At 61.9% G+C, this 17,949-nt stretch carries 13 protein-coding genes; 2 read left to right on the top strand and 11 right to left on the bottom strand.

Annotated features, from left to right (window positions below):
* Positions 1 to 16: 16 nt before the first annotated feature.
* Positions 17 to 1,765, bottom strand: coding sequence for an FAD-dependent oxidoreductase (locus tag MWL89_RS05740; protein ID WP_244412077.1), 1,749 nt, complete (start codon positions 1,763 to 1,765; stop codon positions 17 to 19).
* A gap of 77 nt (positions 1,766 to 1,842) precedes the next feature.
* Positions 1,843 to 2,448 (bottom strand): cytochrome c3 family protein, encoded by a 606-nt coding sequence (locus MWL89_RS05735; RefSeq protein WP_244412076.1) that lies wholly within the window; start codon positions 2,446 to 2,448, stop codon positions 1,843 to 1,845.
* Positions 2,449 to 2,678: 230 nt separating this feature from the next.
* Here MWL89_RS05735 and MWL89_RS05730 point away from each other — a divergent pair, with 230 nt between their 5' ends.
* Positions 2,679 to 2,885 carry a helix-turn-helix domain-containing protein gene (locus MWL89_RS05730; protein WP_341801948.1) on the top strand — a complete coding sequence of 69 codons (207 nt, stop codon included), beginning with the start codon at positions 2,679 to 2,681 and terminating at the stop codon, positions 2,883 to 2,885.
* 72 nt (positions 2,886 to 2,957) lie between these two features.
* Here the strand turns inward: MWL89_RS05730 and ychF are convergent, their stop codons facing one another.
* From ychF to MWL89_RS05690, 8 genes are all read right to left on the bottom strand, one after another.
* The gene (ychF, locus tag MWL89_RS05725) at positions 2,958 to 4,022 is read right to left on the bottom strand and encodes a redox-regulated ATPase YchF (protein ID WP_244412074.1); all 1,065 of its coding nucleotides are present in this window, start codon (positions 4,020 to 4,022) and stop codon (positions 2,958 to 2,960) included.
* Between the two features lie 320 nt (positions 4,023 to 4,342).
* Positions 4,343 to 5,077, bottom strand: coding sequence for a response regulator transcription factor (locus MWL89_RS05720; RefSeq protein ID WP_244412073.1), 735 nt, complete (start codon positions 5,075 to 5,077; stop codon positions 4,343 to 4,345).
* Positions 5,052 to 6,746: an ATP-binding protein gene (locus MWL89_RS05715; protein ID WP_244412072.1), complete on the bottom strand. Its 1,695-nt coding sequence runs from the start codon at positions 6,744 to 6,746 to the stop codon at positions 5,052 to 5,054. Before MWL89_RS05715 ends, MWL89_RS05720 begins: the two co-directional genes overlap by 26 nt.
* Positions 6,747 to 6,837: 91 nt before the next feature.
* Positions 6,838 to 7,548 (bottom strand): TorD/DmsD family molecular chaperone, encoded by a 711-nt coding sequence (locus tag MWL89_RS05710; protein WP_244412071.1) that lies wholly within the window; start codon positions 7,546 to 7,548, stop codon positions 6,838 to 6,840.
* A 207-nt stretch (positions 7,549 to 7,755) separates the two neighbouring features.
* Complete coding sequence (locus tag MWL89_RS05705) at positions 7,756 to 8,364, bottom strand: 4Fe-4S dicluster domain-containing protein (protein WP_244412070.1); 609 nt, start codon at positions 8,362 to 8,364, stop codon at positions 7,756 to 7,758.
* Between the two features lie 13 nt (positions 8,365 to 8,377).
* Positions 8,378 to 11,005 carry a DMSO/selenate family reductase complex A subunit gene (locus tag MWL89_RS05700; RefSeq protein WP_244412069.1) on the bottom strand — a complete coding sequence of 876 codons (2,628 nt, stop codon included), beginning with the start codon at positions 11,003 to 11,005 and terminating at the stop codon, positions 8,378 to 8,380.
* A 675-nt stretch (positions 11,006 to 11,680) separates the two neighbouring features.
* Positions 11,681 to 13,063 (bottom strand): sodium-dependent transporter, encoded by a 1,383-nt coding sequence (locus MWL89_RS05695; RefSeq protein ID WP_102378601.1) that lies wholly within the window; start codon positions 13,061 to 13,063, stop codon positions 11,681 to 11,683.
* A gap of 202 nt (positions 13,064 to 13,265) precedes the next feature.
* On the bottom strand, positions 13,266 to 14,672 hold the full coding sequence (locus tag MWL89_RS05690) for a DHA2 family efflux MFS transporter permease subunit (RefSeq protein ID WP_244412068.1): 1,407 nt from the start codon (positions 14,670 to 14,672) through the stop codon (positions 13,266 to 13,268).
* Between the two features lie 152 nt (positions 14,673 to 14,824).
* Here MWL89_RS05690 and MWL89_RS05685 point away from each other — a divergent pair, with 152 nt between their 5' ends.
* On the top strand, positions 14,825 to 15,718 hold the full coding sequence (locus MWL89_RS05685; RefSeq protein WP_244412067.1) for a LysR family transcriptional regulator: 894 nt from the start codon (positions 14,825 to 14,827) through the stop codon (positions 15,716 to 15,718).
* A 125-nt stretch (positions 15,719 to 15,843) separates the two neighbouring features.
* On the opposite strand, the gene MWL89_RS05680 is transcribed toward MWL89_RS05685, so the two are convergent.
* Positions 15,844 to 17,553, bottom strand: a complete 1,710-nt coding sequence (locus tag MWL89_RS05680; protein WP_244412066.1) for an FAD-dependent oxidoreductase — start codon at positions 17,551 to 17,553, stop codon at positions 15,844 to 15,846.
* Positions 17,554 to 17,949: the final 396 nt, after the last annotated feature.

Here is a 17,949-nt window from a genome sequence, read left to right as displayed (position 1 = left end):
GCCCGATGCCTCAGGTTTATACCGCTGTTTCACCCGCAGCATTCGCACCCGCATTGCGCGCTGCGGTGGTGTAATGCCCGAGGGAATTGTGGACGCGGCGCCAACCGAGCGCATCGCCCAGTTCGCCGGCTGCATACAGATGAGGGATGACCGGCTCCTCGTCGATCGACGAGACGGGAACGGTCGGGTCGGCAATATCGGCCCATGCATCGATGACTTGGGATTTCGTATTGACCCGTAAACCGTTTCGCTGCGTATGGCGAATGAGGCTCGCTTTCGCACCGTAGAACGGCGGCGTTTCGATCTTGCTGAGCGGGCCCGGCTTACCGAACGCCGAATCCTCGCCCGCGTCGGCATCGGCATTGTACGCGTCGATCGTCGCCTTGAGCGCCGCGGCATCGACGCCCATTTGGCTCGCAAGATCTTCGATCGTATCGGCTTTGGCGAGGCATGCGGGATCGAACATGTTCCCGGTCTTCGGATTCGGATTCTCGATCTGGTCCATCGGCCATTTCATTTCCTCGGCAGCTGCCGAATCGGCGATGAGCCACACGTTGCGCGGCTGGTCGAGAGCCAGATACGCGGCCATGAACGGCATTTCGGGGTTCTCCGAAAGCGCGCCCATGCCCTCGGGCAGCTTATCGGCAGCCGACGCCTCGTTGACGTAGCGCTCGCCCTTGCCGTTCACGATGATGCTTTTCTGGTACAGATCGGCCGTCCTCGAAAGGCCCTTGCCCGCCGCATAGTTCTCGTTGGTCGTCCAGTCGAGCGGATCCTCTCCCCAGCCCCAGTACGAACGCGCTCCGAAGAACAGATACAGATACGATACGAACGACATGTCGGCAAATGCCGCCCCTACCTTCGATGCGGCAAGATGACCGTCGCCCGAGCTGTTCACGTAGAGCAGGTTCTCGGCGGGAATGCCGCCGTCACCGTACGTGTCGGGCCCGACGATACGGGGATCCCAACCCGCTGCCATGCGCGCGTTATCGGTCCATGTACCGGTGCAGAGCACAACGCCCTTGGCGGCTTTAAGGTTCTTGATGCCGTCGGGCGTTTCAACTTCGACGCCGACGACCGGCCCATCTCCCTCGCGGTACACGCGCGTCATGCGGCTGTTGAGCAGAATCGGGACGTCGAGCTCGGCGAGCTTCTTCTCCCAAAGCTGCGTCCAGCAGATACCGCTGTTCGGCGTTCCCTTACCGCCTTCGTACACGCCCGGATTCGGATCGGGAGCAAGCCCGCGCTTCACGTCGCCGCCGAGCACGCCAGCGGTCATCGGACCCCAGATCATACCCAGGTCCTCCATCCACTTCACGGTATCCGGGCCCTTCTCGACGAGCATGCGCATGATTTCGGGATTGCCGCGGTACTCGCAGCTGCGCATCTCGGCTTCGAACCACGAATCGGCATCGTCTTGGATGCCCTCACGTTGCTGCACGACGTGGTTGCCTCCCATCGTGCAGCTTCCACCCGCGGTCATCCACAAGCCGCCTGCATGATCGCCTTTTTCGAGCACGACCACGTTCGCCCCTGCCTCAGCCGCCTCGATTGCCGCAGCCATGCCGACGCCGCCGCCGACAACGATAACCTCGTACTCCACGTCCCACGACGCGGGAACGCCCGCGCTTGCAGGAGCAGACGGCTCGGACGTCGCGCCCTTGGACGACTCGCTCGAGCACCCCGCCAGACCTCCCGCCGCAACTCCCGCTGCCGCAAGTGCGGCACCCGCCAAAAATCCCCTTCTTGTCACATCGCTTCCCATAATCTCCCCTTTCCTCGTTAGCTGCGGGCGGTTGCCCGCGAAACCCCTCGATGCGAAGCTACGGCTCCGATGCAGAGCTACATTTCCTCGTGGCACGTGTTGCATTCGAACACGTCCTCGTGATGGCACGAGAGGCACTTCGCCTTGGCGGTTTCAGCTGCCGTTCCGGGCGAGTGCATCTTGTGGCAATCGGAGCAGGCGATGGCGGTATGGTTTTCGGTTTCGGGAAGCGCATGGGGGTTTTCGACAAGCCCCTGCGAGTCGGCGAGCACCGTGCTTCCAGCCGTTTTCTCCGCAAGCTCCTCCTGGTCGTGACACGTCAGGCACAACGTATCGTCTACCTTCGTTTTCGTCAGGCGCTTCGGCATCGTCGACGACGGCAACGCCCCCTCATGCGCGCTCGCGATCGCCGCGTTATCCGCATGGCAGCTCGCACAGGTTTCGCCGTCTGCCTGGTGCACCGCCGCAGGATAGCCCGCCGTCGCCATCGAAGCCGCCTCCTCGGCGTGGCAGGTAGCACAGTCGGCATCCGCCGCCCAGGTGAATTCGACGTCCACCGGTGACGGCCGGTCCGACCTGCCCTCTTCGCTCGGCGCCTGAGGCGCGCATCCCGCCAGCGCAAGCGCCGCCGCGACGCAGGCTGTGCACAGCGCCAACCGCGCCGATCCCCTCGTATGCTTCATCAACCGACCTTTCCCTCTCGGCCATGCAGCGAAACCGCTGAACGCAGGCGCTGCATGGCCCGCACGGACAGCTGGGCGATATGCGCCGATCGCTCCCCTGCTTACGCGCATACCGCTCGTATCGATGTTGTATATAGTCATCAATACGGCGTTATTGTAGCACAGATTGTTGTATAGAATCCGTTGTTATATATAAAACAATTCCCCAGTATGGGGGAATGGATAAACGATTGCAGATAGTTTTAGGAACCCGCATCAAGGCGCTGCGCGCCGAGACGGGATTGAGCCAGGAGAAGTTCGCGAACAAGATCGAGATGGATCGAACGTACCTCGCCTCGATCGAATCGGGTTACCGCAACGTCTCGCTCCACAACCTGAAGAAGATCGCCGACGGATTCGGCCTCACGTTATCGGAACTGTTCGACGGCGTGGAGTAGCGCGCAGATGCCGCGAGGACAGCGGCCATCCCGTACCGTAAACACCGTGAAGATATAGCCGGATGGCGCTTCCTACACGTTGAACTTGAAGTGCATGACGTCGCCGTCGGCGACGACGTACTCCTTGCCCTCCTGGCGCAAACGCCCGGCTGCTCGGCAGCCCGCTTCCCCGTTGTGCTCCACATAGTCCTCGAAGCTCGCGGTTTCGGCTTTGATGAACCCGCGCTCGAAATCGGTGTGGATGACGCCGGCGGCTTGCGGCGCTTTCGCACCGATCGGAATGGTCCATGCGCGCGTTTCGGTCTCGCCGCTCGTGAAGAACGACTGCAGCCCCAGCAGGCGATACGCCTCGCGTACCAAGCGGGCGAGGCCGCTTTCTTCAAGCCCCATAGCCTCGAGGTACTCCTCGGCTTCTTCGGCATCGAGTTCGGCCAGGTCGGCTTCGACCTTGGCGCAAATGGGCACCGGCGCGCACCCGTCGATCTCGGGCAGATCGGCGCTCAACTGGTCTTCGTCGACGTTGGCGATGTAGAGCATGGGCTTCACGGTGAGCAGATGCAGGTCGTACACGCTCGCGATCTCGTCCTCGGTCAGATCCATGCGCGCCACGCGATGCCCGTCGTTGAGCCCCGCGAATACCTTCTTGGCCGTTTCGAGCTTGAGCGCGCCCGCCTTGTCGCGCTTGGCTTCCTTCTCGAGGCGCGGCAGCGCTTTTTCAACCGTTGCCATATCGGCCAGGATGAGCTCGGTCTTGATCGTTTCGACGTCGCTTTGCGGATCGACCCTGCCGGCCACGTGAACCACATCGGGATCGCTGAAGAAGCGTACCACCTCGCAGATCGCATCGGTTTCGCGGATATTCGCGAGGAACTGGTTGCCGAGCCCCTCGCCTTGCGATGCGCCCGCGACGAGGCCTGCGATGTCGACGAACTCGACGGTCGCGGGAACGAGGCGCGCCGGATTGTCGATCTTCGCGAGGGCGTCGAGACGGGTATCGGGAACCGGCACCACGCCCACGTTGGGCTCGATCGTAGCGAACGGGTAGTTGGCGGCAAGGCCCCCTTTGTTGGTAAGCGCGGTGAACAGCGTTGATTTACCCACGTTGGGCAGGCCGACGATTCCGATGGATAGCGACATTGAACAGGCTCCTTCTACGATAGCAAGAAGCCATTATAGAGGATTTGAATGCCGAGCTAAAGCGCAACCCCCGATACCTCAGATCAACACGCAAGCCGCAGGCAACCGGAACGCTCGCCCACGGGAAAGCAAGCCGCGAGGAGTACGAAACGACACCGTCTTGCAACCCGCACCCAACGAGGGCGGTGCGGCATGCGCGCATAGCGAGAAGAAGCCGCGGGTCGGACTCCGCAGCTTCGCAGACATCATACGATAGAATCGGCGGGCACGGCACCGTCGCGGGCCGACCGTAACGCCGCCGTAATCCAACGGGCACGGGATCAGGATTCGGTTCCGCTTTCGAACAGCGCACGATCGGCGATCTTGTAGCCCACGCGCCACACGGTGATGAGGTAGCGGGGCTTGGAGGGGTCCTCTTCGATCTTCTCCCTGATCTTACGGACGAACACGGTCACGCTGTTCGGGTCGGTGGCGTCCTTGTCGCCCCAGACGTGCTCCATGATCTGATCGCGTGTGAACACGCTGCCCGGATCGGATGCGAGCAGCTCTAAAAGCTCGAACTCGCGGGAGGAAAGCGAAACGGGCTTCCCCTTGAGGCGAACCTCGTAGCGGCCGAACATAAGCTCGAGATCGCCCACCTGATAGGATCGGTGCTTCTTGGGAGCGGGTGTGCGCTCCTCCTCGCCGGAAGACCCCTTGCGACGAAGATGCGCCCTCACCCTCAGCGACAGCTCTTCTGGCTGAAACGGTTTGACGAGATAATCGTCTGCACCCATCTTGAACCCGATGCTCTTATCGACGATATCGCCTTTTGCCGACAGGAACATGATCGGAATCTTTCGACCTTCGCCGCGTATGGTTTCGCAGATGTCGTATCCGTTCGTATCGGGCAGCATCACGTCGAGGATGAGAAAATCGGGGCGCTCGGCGCGCAGCATGGACAGACCCTCGGCTCCGTTGGCGGCGCAGCAGTACTCATAGCCGTCGCGCTCGGCGATCTGCCCGATGAGAACCTGAAGGCTCTCATCGTCATCGATCAGCATTATCTTCGTCATCGTTCTCCTCTGTATGCAGCTCGGCCGGCAGCACGACGCTAAACGTGCTCCCCTCGCCCAGCACGCTCTCAACCGACACCGCGCCGCCGAGCATGTCCGTCAGATCCTTCACGAGCGAAAGCCCGAGGCCGCTGCCCCCATAGCGGCGCACCGTCGACATGTTCTCCTGCTCGAACCTCTCGAAAATGAGATCCTGTTTGTCTGCCGGTATACCGATGCCGTCATCGATCACTTCGACGACAACGGTGTTTTCGCCCTCGTTGTAGCGTACGCGCACCTCGACGGAACCGTTCTCTGGGGTGAATTTTATCGCATTGCTCACCAGATTGACGAGAATGCGCCTTACCTTTTCCCAATCCGAAACGATGAGCGGCACATCGGGCGCAACGCGCGTCGAAAGGGCGATGCTCTTCTTCACGGCGAGAGATTCGCTCGAAGCCTCCACCATGCCGACCACATCGTTGATGTCGACGAGCTCGAGGTTGAGCTTTTCCGACCCCGCCTGAATGCGCGCCGTTTCAAGTACGTTATCCACCATTTCGAGCAGAATGCGACCGTTCTTGTCGATCTCTTCGAGCTGCTTGCGCACAAGCGCGTTCTCGGACGAAACGTTATCGGCCATCAGATCGGTGAACGCGAGGATCGAGGTGAGCGGCGTGCGCAGCTCGTGGCTCACGATGGCGAGGAAATCGGATTTGTACTGGTTCTCGCGCTTGAGCTTGTCGTTGACTTCTTCCACGTGGGCGCGCTGGCGCTCGAGCTCCTCATTCGCCTCGGAAAGCTGCATCGTGCGCTCGTCGACCTCGGATTCGAGGTTCGCGTACAAAGACGAGAGGCTCGTCGCCATGGCATCGAAGCGACCGAACAGCTCGTCGATCTCGCGCGTCGAGTACACCGGGTTCACGTCTTCGGGCACCTCGGGCGGCTCGCTCGGCGAACCGTCCGACATCTTGGCAAAGGAACGTTGCAGGCTCTCGAGCGGATTCGTTACCAAACGCGTGAGCACGACGTAGATGATAGCGGCCATGGCGAGCATGATTCCGAGAAAGAACAGCACGTTGTTCACCACGGCGGCGCGCATGCTCTCGAAGGGCATCTCGGTGGGGATGACGACGCTCACCGCCCCGGCCAAATCGCCGGTCTCCCACCCCTCTTTCGCATAGCCCGTGGGATCGATCTCGCCTTTCGGTTTGCCGTGGCATTCGATGCAGTGCTCGGTCACCTTCATGGCCGAAACGTAGCGAAACACCGTTTCGCCGTCTTCGGTTTCGTCGAACCCGTAGTACTCCTCGGTTCCCGATCCGTCGGCGAATTCGCCGAGCGCAGCCCTTTCGTACTCATCGGGCGCATTGTGGCGGTTGCGCGGCTCGGTGTTGGTGAAGCGGATCTTGTAGTCGTTGTCCTTCGAGAAGAACGCCGCCACTGACTTTCCCGCAATCGCGCAATGGAGCCCCTTGTACTCGTATTCCCCGTCGAGCGTGTAGTTGATCGTGTCCTGGTTGATGGAGATGAAATCCCACACGGCATCCATCTCTTTGACGAGCACCTTGCTCTCTTCGAGCAGCATGGATTCGGTCGCTTCCTTCTGCGATTCGTACGTCCATACGATATCGACGGCGAGCAGGACGAGCAACACCACCGACAGCATGCCGATGATCTTGGTTTTCATGCTGATATTGGTTTTCCGCCCAGCCACCATGCACCGCCTCGTCCGCGCTGCTAAGAAAGCGCATCCCTCGAATCCTGTGCCATTATACGGCTTACCTTGCAAGCAGGTAGGCAGCTTCGTCTATCTCGTCGGCAGCCCGCGCATCGAGTGCATCTGCGAGAGAGGCCACCGTCGCCTCGGCGATGCCGGCAACATGGCGGTAGAACGGCTCCCTCGCCCGTGCCTTCACGTTCTTTAGGTACACTCGTGCGAATACGAGCACGTGGTCGGAGAGAAACGTACGCGCATCGGCGAAAGCCCGCTTGGCGGCATCGTCTTCCGAAACGCCCTGCGCATCGGCGGCCGCACCGAGCAGATGGGCGAGGAATGCGAACTCGTATCCCAGATGATCGTCGGGCGTGCTTCCGAATTCGGGGACCTGCACCTCCCAAGCGCGGTACGCTTCGCGCACCTCGAGCGTCGTGGGGCCGAACATCGTGCGATCGTCGGTGCGGTAGACCGACTCGAACGGCGAGGTGTGGCTTGCGCCGACCATGTAGAACAGGTAGGTGTAATCCCGCTTCACAGCCGTCTCGAAATCCTCGCGCCCCTGCTTGTCGGCCGAAGCCAGCAGGTCGTGCAAACCCGTTGCCGCCTCGAGGGCAACCGCGGAAAACGGCTCTTCGAGCAGAAGCTCGCGCTGATCGATCAGCCGGCCGAGCAATTCGCCGGAAGGGCTTTCGGTAAGCATCGTCGAGCAGAAGTCGCAGAGCACACGGTACGCCTGCGCCGCATCGCCCGTCATTGCAGATTCGGTGGCCATAGGGATTCCTCTCGATAGACCGGACTGTCCAGATGATACCCCACAAGACGCCGATTACGAAGCAGGCGAAACCCTGCCCGCCGTCGCGCCGTCGGAGCACCGCACCTGCCGGGCATGGTGCCGCAGCAGGCAAAACGGCGGACCCCGACCGGGGATCCGCCGTCGGCTCGAAAACCGCCGCCCGCACAAGCGCGGGCGGCAGCGTTGCTAGTGGCTGATCTCGATCGGGTTGAGGATCTCGCCGCCCTTTTCGGCGTCGCGATGCAGCCCGATCACGACGTTCGCCGCCGTGCTGTCTTCAAGCGTGCCGATCTCGGAGTTATCGCCGTACTTCTCGCGAAGCTCCTCGATCTTGCCGAACTCGAGGGCGCGCACCGGGCACGCCTTCGCGCAGACCGGATCGGGCACACCCTCGGCGTTCTCGTCGCTGCAGAGCACGCACTTGTGCGAAAGCCCGTCGGCCAGCTGGACCGGGTGGTTGTACGGGCAGGTCTTCTCGCACGTCATGCAGCCGATGCAGACGTCCTTGTCGTTGTTGACGATGCCCGTCTCCGGGTCTTTCTGCATGGCCCCGGTCGGGCAGTTCGAAACGCACGCCGGGTTGTCGCAGTGGTTGCACGTGAGCGAGGTGTAGTAGGTAAACGCCGTCGAGGTGTAGGCCCCGTCGTCGCCCTTCTCCCACTCGCCGCCGCCGAATTCCCATACCTTGCGGAACTTCTGCGGCACCTCGAGATCATTGCGATCGAAGCACGCGGTCATGCACGCCTTGCAGCCGGTGCAGATATCGGTGTTGACATAGAATCCGTACTGTTCCATCGTTTACGCCCCCTTACGCCTTCTCGATCTTGCACAGATTGGAGTGGACTCCGTTGCCCTTCGAGATGGGCGTGGGCCTCATCGAGGTGAGCACCGAGATGCAGCCGCCCTTGTCGAGTACGTCCTTGCTTCCGAGGGTCTCGGGATCGCGCGTCTCGGGATCGTACCAGGCACCCTGCGGGATGGATACGACGCCCGGCATGATGCGCGGCGTAACCTTGGCCGAAAGCTGCGTACGGCCGCGCTCGGTGGTCACGACGACGTCGTCGCCGTTCTTCACGCCCAGCTCGGCCGCGTCCTGCTCGTTGATCCAGCACTGCTGGGGAGCAACCGATTTAAGCCACTCCACGTTGCCGTAGGAGGAGTGCGTGCGGGTCTTGGTGTGATGGCCGATGAGCTGGAAGGGATAGGTCGCCTTCGTCTCCTCGTCGCCGAAGCCCTCGACGTTGCTGTAGTAGATGGGAAGGCCGGTGATCTGGTCGCGTCCGTCGTCGGGGACGTAGCCGCCGCACGTGAGGTCCCACTGCTGGGAGAGGTTGTAGGCCTGCTTCGAGAACACCTCGTACTTGCCGGAGGGCGTAGCGATCTTCTCGGGTTTGGCGATGGCCGGCGTGTGGTCGTCGGTCTTCTTGAACAGCCCCTGCTCGCGGAATTCCTCGAACGTCGCCGGCAGATCCTCGCCCGCTTCGACGCCTTGCTCGTAGCACCACTGCACCCAATCGAGCTGGCTCTTGCCCTCGGTGAAATCGTCCTTGATACCGAGCTTGTCGGCGATGAGCGTGCAGATCTCGTAGACCGGCTTCGCCTCGAACAAAGGATCGATGGCGGCGGTTTCGCAGCACACGAATCCCGTCCATGCGGATCCGCCCGTGATGATGTCGTCTTCCTCGAACGCGGTCGTACCCGGCAGGATGATGTCGGAGACTAGAGCCGTGGGCGTAAGGTAGCAGTCCACCGTTACGATCATGCGCACGCCCGAATCTTTCTCGTCGGGGAGGTTGTAGATGCGCAGGCACTCGTTGATGTCGGCATGCTGGCCCATCATGACGTTCGAAGCGTAGTTCCAGATGAACTTGATGGGAGCCTTGAGCGTGATCTCGCCCGGCGTCTCGGCATAGGAGGTGGTGCCGGTCTCGTCGATGTGGCGCACGCCCCACGTGGCGTCGTTCATGGATTGGTAGTCCTCTATGGCCTGGTACCAATCGAAGAAGGAGACGCACACGTCGACGCCGTTCTTCTCGGGAAAGGTCGGGATCGCAGTGGCCACTTTGTAGGGAACGCCGCCCGTACCCTCTCGGGCGCCCGTGCCGCCGCCCGAGATGCCGACGTTGCCCGTCAGCGTGGCGATCATGGCGATGGCGCGCGCGTTGTTGCCGCCGTTGCTGTGACGCTGCGGACCCCAGCCCTGGATCGTAGCGGTCGGACCGTCGACGAACAGGTCGGCGAGTTCGCGGATGGTGTCGGCCGACACGCCCGTGATGGCCGCCGCCCATTCGGGGGTCTTCTCGCCCGAGCCGGCATAGGCGCCGGTGCCCATGAGGTAGGCCTCGTAGGACAAATCTTCGGTGATCTCGAGGGCGCCGTCCTTATCGAAGCCCATGAAGGTGGTATCCTTCGGCTCGGCTTGCTTCACGTCTTCGATGAACGTATCGCTGTAGAAGCCGACGAACTTGTCGCGGATGAACGCTTCGTCGAGCTTGCCGTTCGTATGCAGATAGTGGATCATGCCCGCAACGAGCGCCATGTCGGTGCCGGGATGGATGGGAACCCACTGGTTGGCAACGCCGACGGCGGTATCGGACAGATGCGGGTCGACGACCACGATCTTGGCCTCGGGATTCTGCAGGCGCACCTGGGTGATGAGGTACTGCATGGCCGAACCGCTCATGCGGGTGTTGGCGGGGTTGTTGCCGAACAGGATGATGTTCTTGGAGTTCACGAGGTCGGTCACTTCGTTGTTGGAGTACGCATCGCCGTTGAACAGCGGAAGCTCCCAGTTGATCTGACCGGTCGAATAATCGCAGTAGTGACGCAGGTAGCCGCCCCACAGGTTCATGAGGCGAGCGAACGCCGTCGAGTCGGGATGCCATGATTTGGCGACCGATCCGCCGAGCTGGCCCGTGCCGTACTGGATGTAGAAGGCATCGTTGCCGTACTCGTCCTTGATCTCCTTCATGGTGTCGGCGATCGTCTGAATCGCCTCTTCCCACGAGATCTCGTCGTACACGCCTTCGCCGCGCTTGGTGCCCTCGGCGCGCTTGAGCGGCTTCTGGACACGCGTATCGTTGTAGATGCGCTGACGGTTGGTGCGACCGCGCACGCACGAGCGCATCTGGTAGATGCCGCCCGGCTCGAAGTCGTCGGTACCGTCGTTGTCGTTGCCGACGCGCACGACCGTACCGTCTTTCACGTACATCTTGAGCGGGCAGCGGCTGCCGCAGTTCACATGGCAACCGGACCATGTGACGGTATCGTACTCGAACGTGGTAGCCGGTTCCTCCGTACTCGCCTTCTCGTCTTCGACATGAGGCGCGCACCCGCTGAGTGCTACACCTGCTCCGAGCAAACCGGACCACGCGAGAAACGAGCGGCGGCTGATTCCGGGCGACCGTAACGTCGACCCAGCGGCTTCCTGAACCATACTTCCCCCTTTCGGAGTTCCCGATGGGAACTTCTCTCCTCTATAGGTTTCTAGCCACTGACTAGTCTAAATACCCCGCCGCGGAACCTCTATGCCGCTTCCCTGCATTTTTCCTTATCGAAATGTTATAGAAATATTACCGTTGACAAGTAATGCACTCCCGATAAACGACGCTCGCGCTTTCAACCAGACTGCTGCACTCGAAAATCAGGAAACGCGGGACCCCGGGATCTCGGATCCCCAGGGCCTCGGACCACCGAAACCTCGGGGCCTCGGAGCACTGGAACCCCAGATCACCCGAAACCCCGGATTCAGAAACATCTGGAAACTCGGGGCCTCGGGAACACGGAAACCCCCCTTTCTGCATGTTTTTCTTCGTTGTGCTGCATTGCGAAGACGCCCAGAAGCAGCGGTCTCTTTCACCGCCTGCATAAGGCCTGATCACAGACTTGAGCCGCCCATTGCTAGAGCCGATATCGCCCCTGAAATCGCAATGCCGTCCATCGGAGGCGCAAAAACGCAACACAACGAAGAAAAACACGTAGAAACATAGCGTTTCAGCTCCTTGCGGAGTTTCGGCCCCTTGCGAAAAAGCGGGTGCCGACCGATGCCGGCACCCGCTTTCGAGTACGTTTCCATCCGCAGCCGCCGACCTTCGGGCAGCCAGCGTCAATACTACATGCTGAACAGGCCGAACTGCTGCGCAACGTACGCGACGAGGATCACGGTGACGAGCACGGGCGCAACGTACTTGATCATAACGGTCCATGCCTTCTCGAACCTGAAGGGGCTCGACTGCTTCACCTCGTCGACGATGACCTTCGGCTTGATGATCCAACCGACGAACACGCAGGTGAGCAACGCGGCAATCGGCATCATGACCGAGTTGGAAATGAAGTCGAAGAAGTCGAGCATCGAGGAGCCGGGGCCGAGCGGCTCGATGAACGAGAGGCCGTTGTAGCCGGCGTTGATGAACACGCCCGCCGCCACGATGACGATCATGACCGTCACGAGCGAACGCTTGCGCGACCAGCCCGCCCCGTCGGCGATGATGGACACGCACGTTTCGGTGAGCGAGATGGCGCTCGTGAGCGCCGCGAACAGCACAAGCAGGAAGAAGAGGAAGCCCACGATCGAGGCCGCTCCCCCCATGTCGTTGAACACGCTCGGCAGCGTGATGAACATGAGCGAGGGGCCTGCCTGCGAAGCAACCGCATCGCCTGAACCCATGGCGACGAACGCCGCGGGCACGATCATGAGGCCGGCCAGAAACGAAACGCCGAGATCGAAGCCGCCGATGCGCGTCACGCTCTGGGTCAGGCTGTCCTTCTTGCTGAGGTAGGAACCGTACGTGATCATGATGCCCATGGCCAACGACAGGCTGTAGAACATCTGCCCCAACGCCCCGATGACCAGCTCGGGCGAAAACTTGCTGAAGTCGGGCGTCAGATAGTACGCCACGCCGTCGAGCGCCCCGGGCATGGTAATCGTATAGATCGCTATCGCAACGGCCATGACGATGAGCGCGGGCATCATGAAGAGGTTCGCCTTCTCGATACCGCCCTTGACGCCGAGGGCCACGATGATGAACACGATGGCCATGAAGATGAGCATCCATAGGTAGCTCTCGGTGTTGCTCGTGATGAAGCCCGTAAAGAACCCGCCGCCGTCGGCAAGCGCTTCAGGACCGATGGTCAGATACGACGCGGTGTACTTGGTCACCCAGCCGCCGATGATGCAGTAGTACGGCACGATGATGAACGGAATCGCCGAGGTCAGGATTCCGATGAACGCGTACTTCTTGCCGAACGCCTTGAACGCGCCGATGGCCGACTGGCCGGTCTTGCGGCCGAGCGCCGTCTCGAGCAGCAGAAGCGATACGCCGAAGGTGAACACGAGCACCAAGTAGGTGAACAGAAACGTTCCACCGCCGTATTTTGCTGCAAGATACGGGAAACGCCACATGTTCCCCAAGCCGACGGCCGATGCGGCCGCAGCGAGGATGAACGCCCACTTGCCCGACCACGCGGAACGGGCGGGCTTATCCGAAGTTGTCATAACTCCTCCTGTGTCAGCGGCGAACACGCGCCGCAACCGGTACAAACCCCTGGGTATCGCATAGTTGCCGTAGGAAAGCGCCTTGGGCTAAACCATGCGGAACCCATCGCAGACGATCACCGCATCGAAAACGATGCGAAGACCTGCGAAATAAACTCGATAATTATAGTATAGAAATGCCTTGGGAGCGGAACAATCCTTTTCAGGCAGACGGCATCGGCTTGCGGGTCTGGCGTTTTCCCCTCACGAACAGAAGCACGCAGATGAACGCAACGGCGGCGAAAAGCGCCTGGATCGCGAACGATACGCTGAATCCGACCATGCTCACGTCGATGCTGCCCGCATCGACGGAGACGGACGTGACCACGGCCATCATGACCGACGAGCCAAGCGAGCCGCATATCTGGCGAAACGAATTCACGATAGCGGCGCCTTGGGGCACGTCTGCCCCCTCGAGATCGGTCATGCAGTAGGCGGTCATCGGCATGAGCACGAACGCGATGCCCACCATGCGCACCATGTACATCCCCGCGATCCACAGCGGGCTGATGTCCGATGAGAAGAAGACGAACGAGCCCGTGCCGACGACAAGAAGGAAGAAGCCGATCATACCGTTGAGCTTTCCTCCGAACCGATCGTACAGACGGCCCGTCAAGGGGTTGAGCAGCGGCATGCACAGAGCGCCTGCAAGCAGGATCAGGCCCGATTCCGTCGGCGTGTAGCCATGGATCTCCTGTATGCACAGCGGCACCTGCAGAGCCGAGGACATCATCACCGCCTGCGCGATGACCAGGAGCACGACCCCGGTGGCGAAGGTTCGGTTGCGGAAGAGGGCGAGCTTGAGATACGGGCGGTCCACGCGCAGCTGCCGGACCGCGAACACGGCAACGAGCACGACCCCGACAAGCGTGGGTCCGAACGCCCGAGCGTCGAAGAAGCCGAACTGCTCGAGACCGGTCACCCCCACCATGAACACGACGAGTCCGAACGTGTAGAGCAGCATCGAGGGCACATCGAGAACGGTGCGCTCGTGCTTGCCCACATCGCGAACCGCAAACAAAGAACCCGCCAAAGAGAGCAACGCGCCGCATCCGAGGATCGCGAAGATCGTGCGCCATCCGAGCATGTCGGTGATCACGCCCGAAAGCGTCGGCCCCACGACGGGCGCGAATCCGAACACGAGCCCGACGAGGCCGAGCGCATGGCCGTGGCGCTCCTTGGGATACAGCTCGAGCGCGATCACCTGCATGAGCGGCATCAGCACGCCCGTACCGCACGCCTGCATGAGCCGCGATGCGAGGAGCGCGCCGTAGCCGGTCGACAGGTAGGCCACCGCGCATCCCGCGCAGAACAGCGCCAGAGCGCCGAGGAAGAGCCGGCGCACGTTGCAGCGCGTGATGAGGTACGCTGAGAAAGCGGCCACGATGCCGAGCACGTAGATGTACGAGGTGGTCAGCAGCTGGCCGAGCGTCGCATTGATGCCGAATTCGTGCATGATCGTGGGAAGGGCGCTCGTCAGCATGCTTTGGCTTACCGATGCGAAAAACGTCCCCGTGAGCATGATCCCCAAGACGACCTTGGGATCCAACTGTTTTCTCAGAAGTGGCATGCCACGATCATACGCTTATCGGCACCGCCCCGTCAAAGCGATCCCAGCGAGCGGTGGCAGGGGCTTGCGAGAACCGGCGGCAACGAGCGCCGCCCGCCTGAGCGAAAAGCGATATACTGGCAAGAAAACGGCTGCGTTCGATATGGGGAATGATGGACGGCAGGACTCTCGAGTATTTCGCCCGCGCATACGAGGAGCATAACTTCGCCCAGGCGGCGAAGCTCATACCGATTTCTCCCCAGGGCCTCGCCAAAGCCATCAGATCGCTCGAAAAGGAGCTCGAGGCTCCCCTGTTCGACAACTCGACAGGCGCCCAGATCCCAACCGAGTACGGCGTGCGCCTCTATCGCTACGCGCTCGAACACCGCCAATCGATACGCGAGCTGCATGCGGATTTCGATACGATCCGACGCTCCCGCTCCGGAGTGATCCGCATCGGGGCCTGCATCGGCGTGATGGGCGTGGTCCCCTTCTCCGTTTTCGACGATTTCCAGGCCGCTTACCCCAACGTGCGAGTCGAGCGCGAGGACATCCCCGACTACCTGTGCGACGAGCGGCTTCGCGACGGGTACTACGACATGGCGTTCACGCTCTGGCCTTACGCGGACGAGTTCGAAACCATCGAGCTGTACCGAGACAGCCACTTTATCTGGATGGCCTCGACCGACCCGCTTGCGCAGAAGGACGCTGTCGCGATCGAGGACCTCGAGGGAAAGGCCCTCCACTCGGTCGGGCCCGAATACAAGGGGCACAACGAGCTGCAGAGGCTGCTCGAAAGCAAGGGCGTCCGGCTCGGGAAGAGCACCGTTTCGGGCGAGATGGACTGGCTGCACCATATGGCGGGGACGGGCGAAGGCCTCTCCCTCACCGTGCGGCACAAGGCAGAGCTGTTCGGCGACGATCGCTCGATAACCGCCCGCCCCGTGCCGGAGCTGCCCTGGCGGTTCGGCCTCTCCTACAAAAAAGGGCGCGCGCTGTCGGCGCACGAGAGGGCGTTCGCTTCGTTCTGCATCCGCCTCATGGACCAGGGCGCGATGCCGCGCTGACCGGCCGCACACGAACCCGAGGGCGCGATGCCGCCCGCAGCGCTTCGGCGCCGGGCAAGAACGCGGACGGGGCCGCCGCAGCGAACCGCGACGACCCCGCCTATAACCCGTATGCAGCAGCCCTATCAGGCAAGACCCGCCAGCACGCGTCCCACATGGTAGCCCCATGTCAAACAGCGTCCGTGGGAGTTGCCCGGCACGTTGATGGGATAGTCGACGGCGTACACGCTGCCCGAAGCGTTACCGACGGCGTACAGGCCTTCGATGGGCTGGTTCTCTCCGTCGAGGCATTGGAGGTTCCTGTCGACCTTCACGCCCCCGACGATCGTGAGCAGGCAGGCTCCGACCTTCGTCGAGTAGAAGGGCGGCTCGGCTACCTGGTAGAGGAATTGGGCGTCCTTGTTGAAATCGGTGTCTTCGCCCGCAGCGCACAGCTCGTTGTAGCGCTCGACGCTCGCCTTCAGCACGTCTGCGGGAGCGCCGATCTGCTCGGCGAGCTCCTCGATCGAATCCGCCTGGAAAGCGGTGCCCATCTCGAGGCATTCCTGCAAAGAGTTCTCGTAGTACGAAATCGTGTCCTCGTAGCTCGATGTGCCGAGGTAGCGGAAGCTGTCCCAGAACATCCCGCCCCCATGGGGAAGGCTGTCGAGCAGGTCTCTCTGCCAGTTCGAATCGAATATCGTGTAGGCTATTCCGTCGTCGGTGTTCTGCATGATCTGAAGCGATTTCGGCTGGACCCACGTGCCTTCGTTGAAGAACCGGCTCCCGCCCTGGTTGACGAACATGAACGGACCCTGGAGCTGATTGGAGGACTTGTCGCAGTAGCGCTGCGGATGCAGCATGGGCGGAAACGGGGCGTCCTGCATCGCGGCGCCAGCCCAAAGAGCCATCTTGTGGCCATCGCCCGTGTTCACGCCGACGGGGGTGTAGATGGCTTGGGCCTTTTTCGCGACGGGGCAGTAGTAGTCGACCACCTCCTCGTCTCCGGCGATGTCGCCCGTCGCAAGGACGACGCCCTTCGATGCGACGACCTTCTTGTACCCGTCGGACGTATCGAGAATCGCACCGATCACCCGGTCGCCCTCTTTCACGAGCTGTACGGCCGGAGATTCGAACAAGAACTCGACCCCCTCGTCTTGCACGAGGTGATAGAGCAACTCGACGGTGAAGAACGCGTTCTGATCGAAATCGGCAACGCCCGCAGCCCCAGCGTCGACGGAGAGCATATGGTAGCCCGGCTCGTCGGGCAGAAGCGGATTGCGCGAATAGCCGTCCCAGAGATCGACCTTGACGTTGTAGGGCTCGGCCTTTTCGAGCAGCCAGTCCATCGCCTTGCCCGACTCCTCGAAGAAGAGGCTGACGAGCGATTCGTTCGCGCGGTTTCCGCATGTCTGCATCCAGCGGAACGCCGCCGACGCCTTATCGGTCACTTCCGCGCCCTGCTCGACCGCGTACGACGAGTTGATGACGCCGGTTCCCGCCCCGCGGCCGTTCGCTTGTGCGGTCTTCTCGGCAACGACTACCTGCAATCCATTTTCGGCGGCCGACAAGGCAGAGGCAAGACCCGAATAGCCGGCGCCGATCACGAGCACCTCGGTTTCGACGGTCTCTGCGATATCGCCATCCGCTATCGCCGTCGGCGCCGTCATGAACGAAGGCTGGCCCGTCGGTGCCTGCGCGCCGTTTCCCGCGGCGCCGCCGGCTCCTTCCGCCGAAGCCCCGGCAGGCGAGCAGCCGATCAAACCGCTCAACGCCGCAGCCGCACCGGCAACCGCCGCACCGGAGAGAAATCCGCGCCTCGAAAGGCTCTTCCCTTGTCCGTTTGATTCTTCCATGGTTCCTCCTTTATCGATCAGTGCGTCCTGCGCACTTTCCCTGCCTTTACTGTACGGGGGTGCGTTTCGATCGTCGACGAACGGACGGTTGGTTTTCGACAACCGTCGGTTGGCCTCGCCGTATCCGACGGCCGAGCGGGGTCCGAGCGGAGCCGGGTCGGACGGCGGCAGCGAGGCAGGGCGAACTCCGGGCGGACGGACGGCAGCGCGGCAGGGGCGGACTCCGGACGCGGCCAGGCAAGGCGAGGGCCGGGCGGCAGGGGCGAGCGGATGCCGCGCGGCGAGAGCGGGCGGCAGATGCAGCCGAAGCGACGCGAAGATCGGCCTCGGTTCGCTGTGCGCTTTTGGTTAGGCCGCTCGGCAAACGGCAGGGCTTCCACTATGATGGATAGTTGC

It is taken from the genome of Raoultibacter timonensis, assembly GCF_022845715.1.
GTDB lineage: Bacteria > Actinomycetota > Coriobacteriia > Coriobacteriales > Eggerthellaceae > Raoultibacter > Raoultibacter timonensis.
The sequence above is the reverse complement of the archived record's forward strand: the minus strand, read 5'-3'. Positions and strand labels throughout refer to the sequence as shown.

Excerpts from the sequence above, each read along its gene's own strand:
- MWL89_RS05695 (WP_102378601.1), bottom strand. The coding sequence starts at position 13,063 with ATGACAACTTCGGATAAGCCCGCCCGTTCCGCGTGGTCGGGCAAGTGG.
- MWL89_RS05715 (WP_244412072.1), bottom strand. The coding sequence starts at position 6,746 with ATGAAAACCAAGATCATCGGCATGCTGTCGGTGGTGTTGCTCGTCCTG.
- MWL89_RS05735 (WP_244412076.1), bottom strand. The coding sequence starts at position 2,448 with ATGAAGCATACGAGGGGATCGGCGCGGTTGGCGCTGTGCACAGCCTGC.
- MWL89_RS05740 (WP_244412077.1), bottom strand. The coding sequence starts at position 1,765 with ATGGGAAGCGATGTGACAAGAAGGGGATTTTTGGCGGGTGCCGCACTT.
- MWL89_RS05720 (WP_244412073.1), bottom strand. The coding sequence starts at position 5,077 with ATGACGAAGATAATGCTGATCGATGACGATGAGAGCCTTCAGGTTCTC.
- MWL89_RS05685 (WP_244412067.1), top strand. The coding sequence starts at position 14,825 with ATGGACGGCAGGACTCTCGAGTATTTCGCCCGCGCATACGAGGAGCAT.
- MWL89_RS05705 (WP_244412070.1), bottom strand. The coding sequence starts at position 8,364 with ATGGAACAGTACGGATTCTATGTCAACACCGATATCTGCACCGGCTGC.
- MWL89_RS05700 (WP_244412069.1), bottom strand. The coding sequence starts at position 11,005 with ATGGTTCAGGAAGCCGCTGGGTCGACGTTACGGTCGCCCGGAATCAGC.
- MWL89_RS05690 (WP_244412068.1), bottom strand. The coding sequence starts at position 14,672 with ATGCCACTTCTGAGAAAACAGTTGGATCCCAAGGTCGTCTTGGGGATC.
- MWL89_RS05710 (WP_244412071.1), bottom strand. The coding sequence starts at position 7,548 with ATGGCCACCGAATCTGCAATGACGGGCGATGCGGCGCAGGCGTACCGT.
- ychF (WP_244412074.1), bottom strand. The coding sequence starts at position 4,022 with ATGTCGCTATCCATCGGAATCGTCGGCCTGCCCAACGTGGGTAAATCA.
- MWL89_RS05680 (WP_244412066.1), bottom strand. The coding sequence starts at position 17,553 with ATGGAAGAATCAAACGGACAAGGGAAGAGCCTTTCGAGGCGCGGATTT.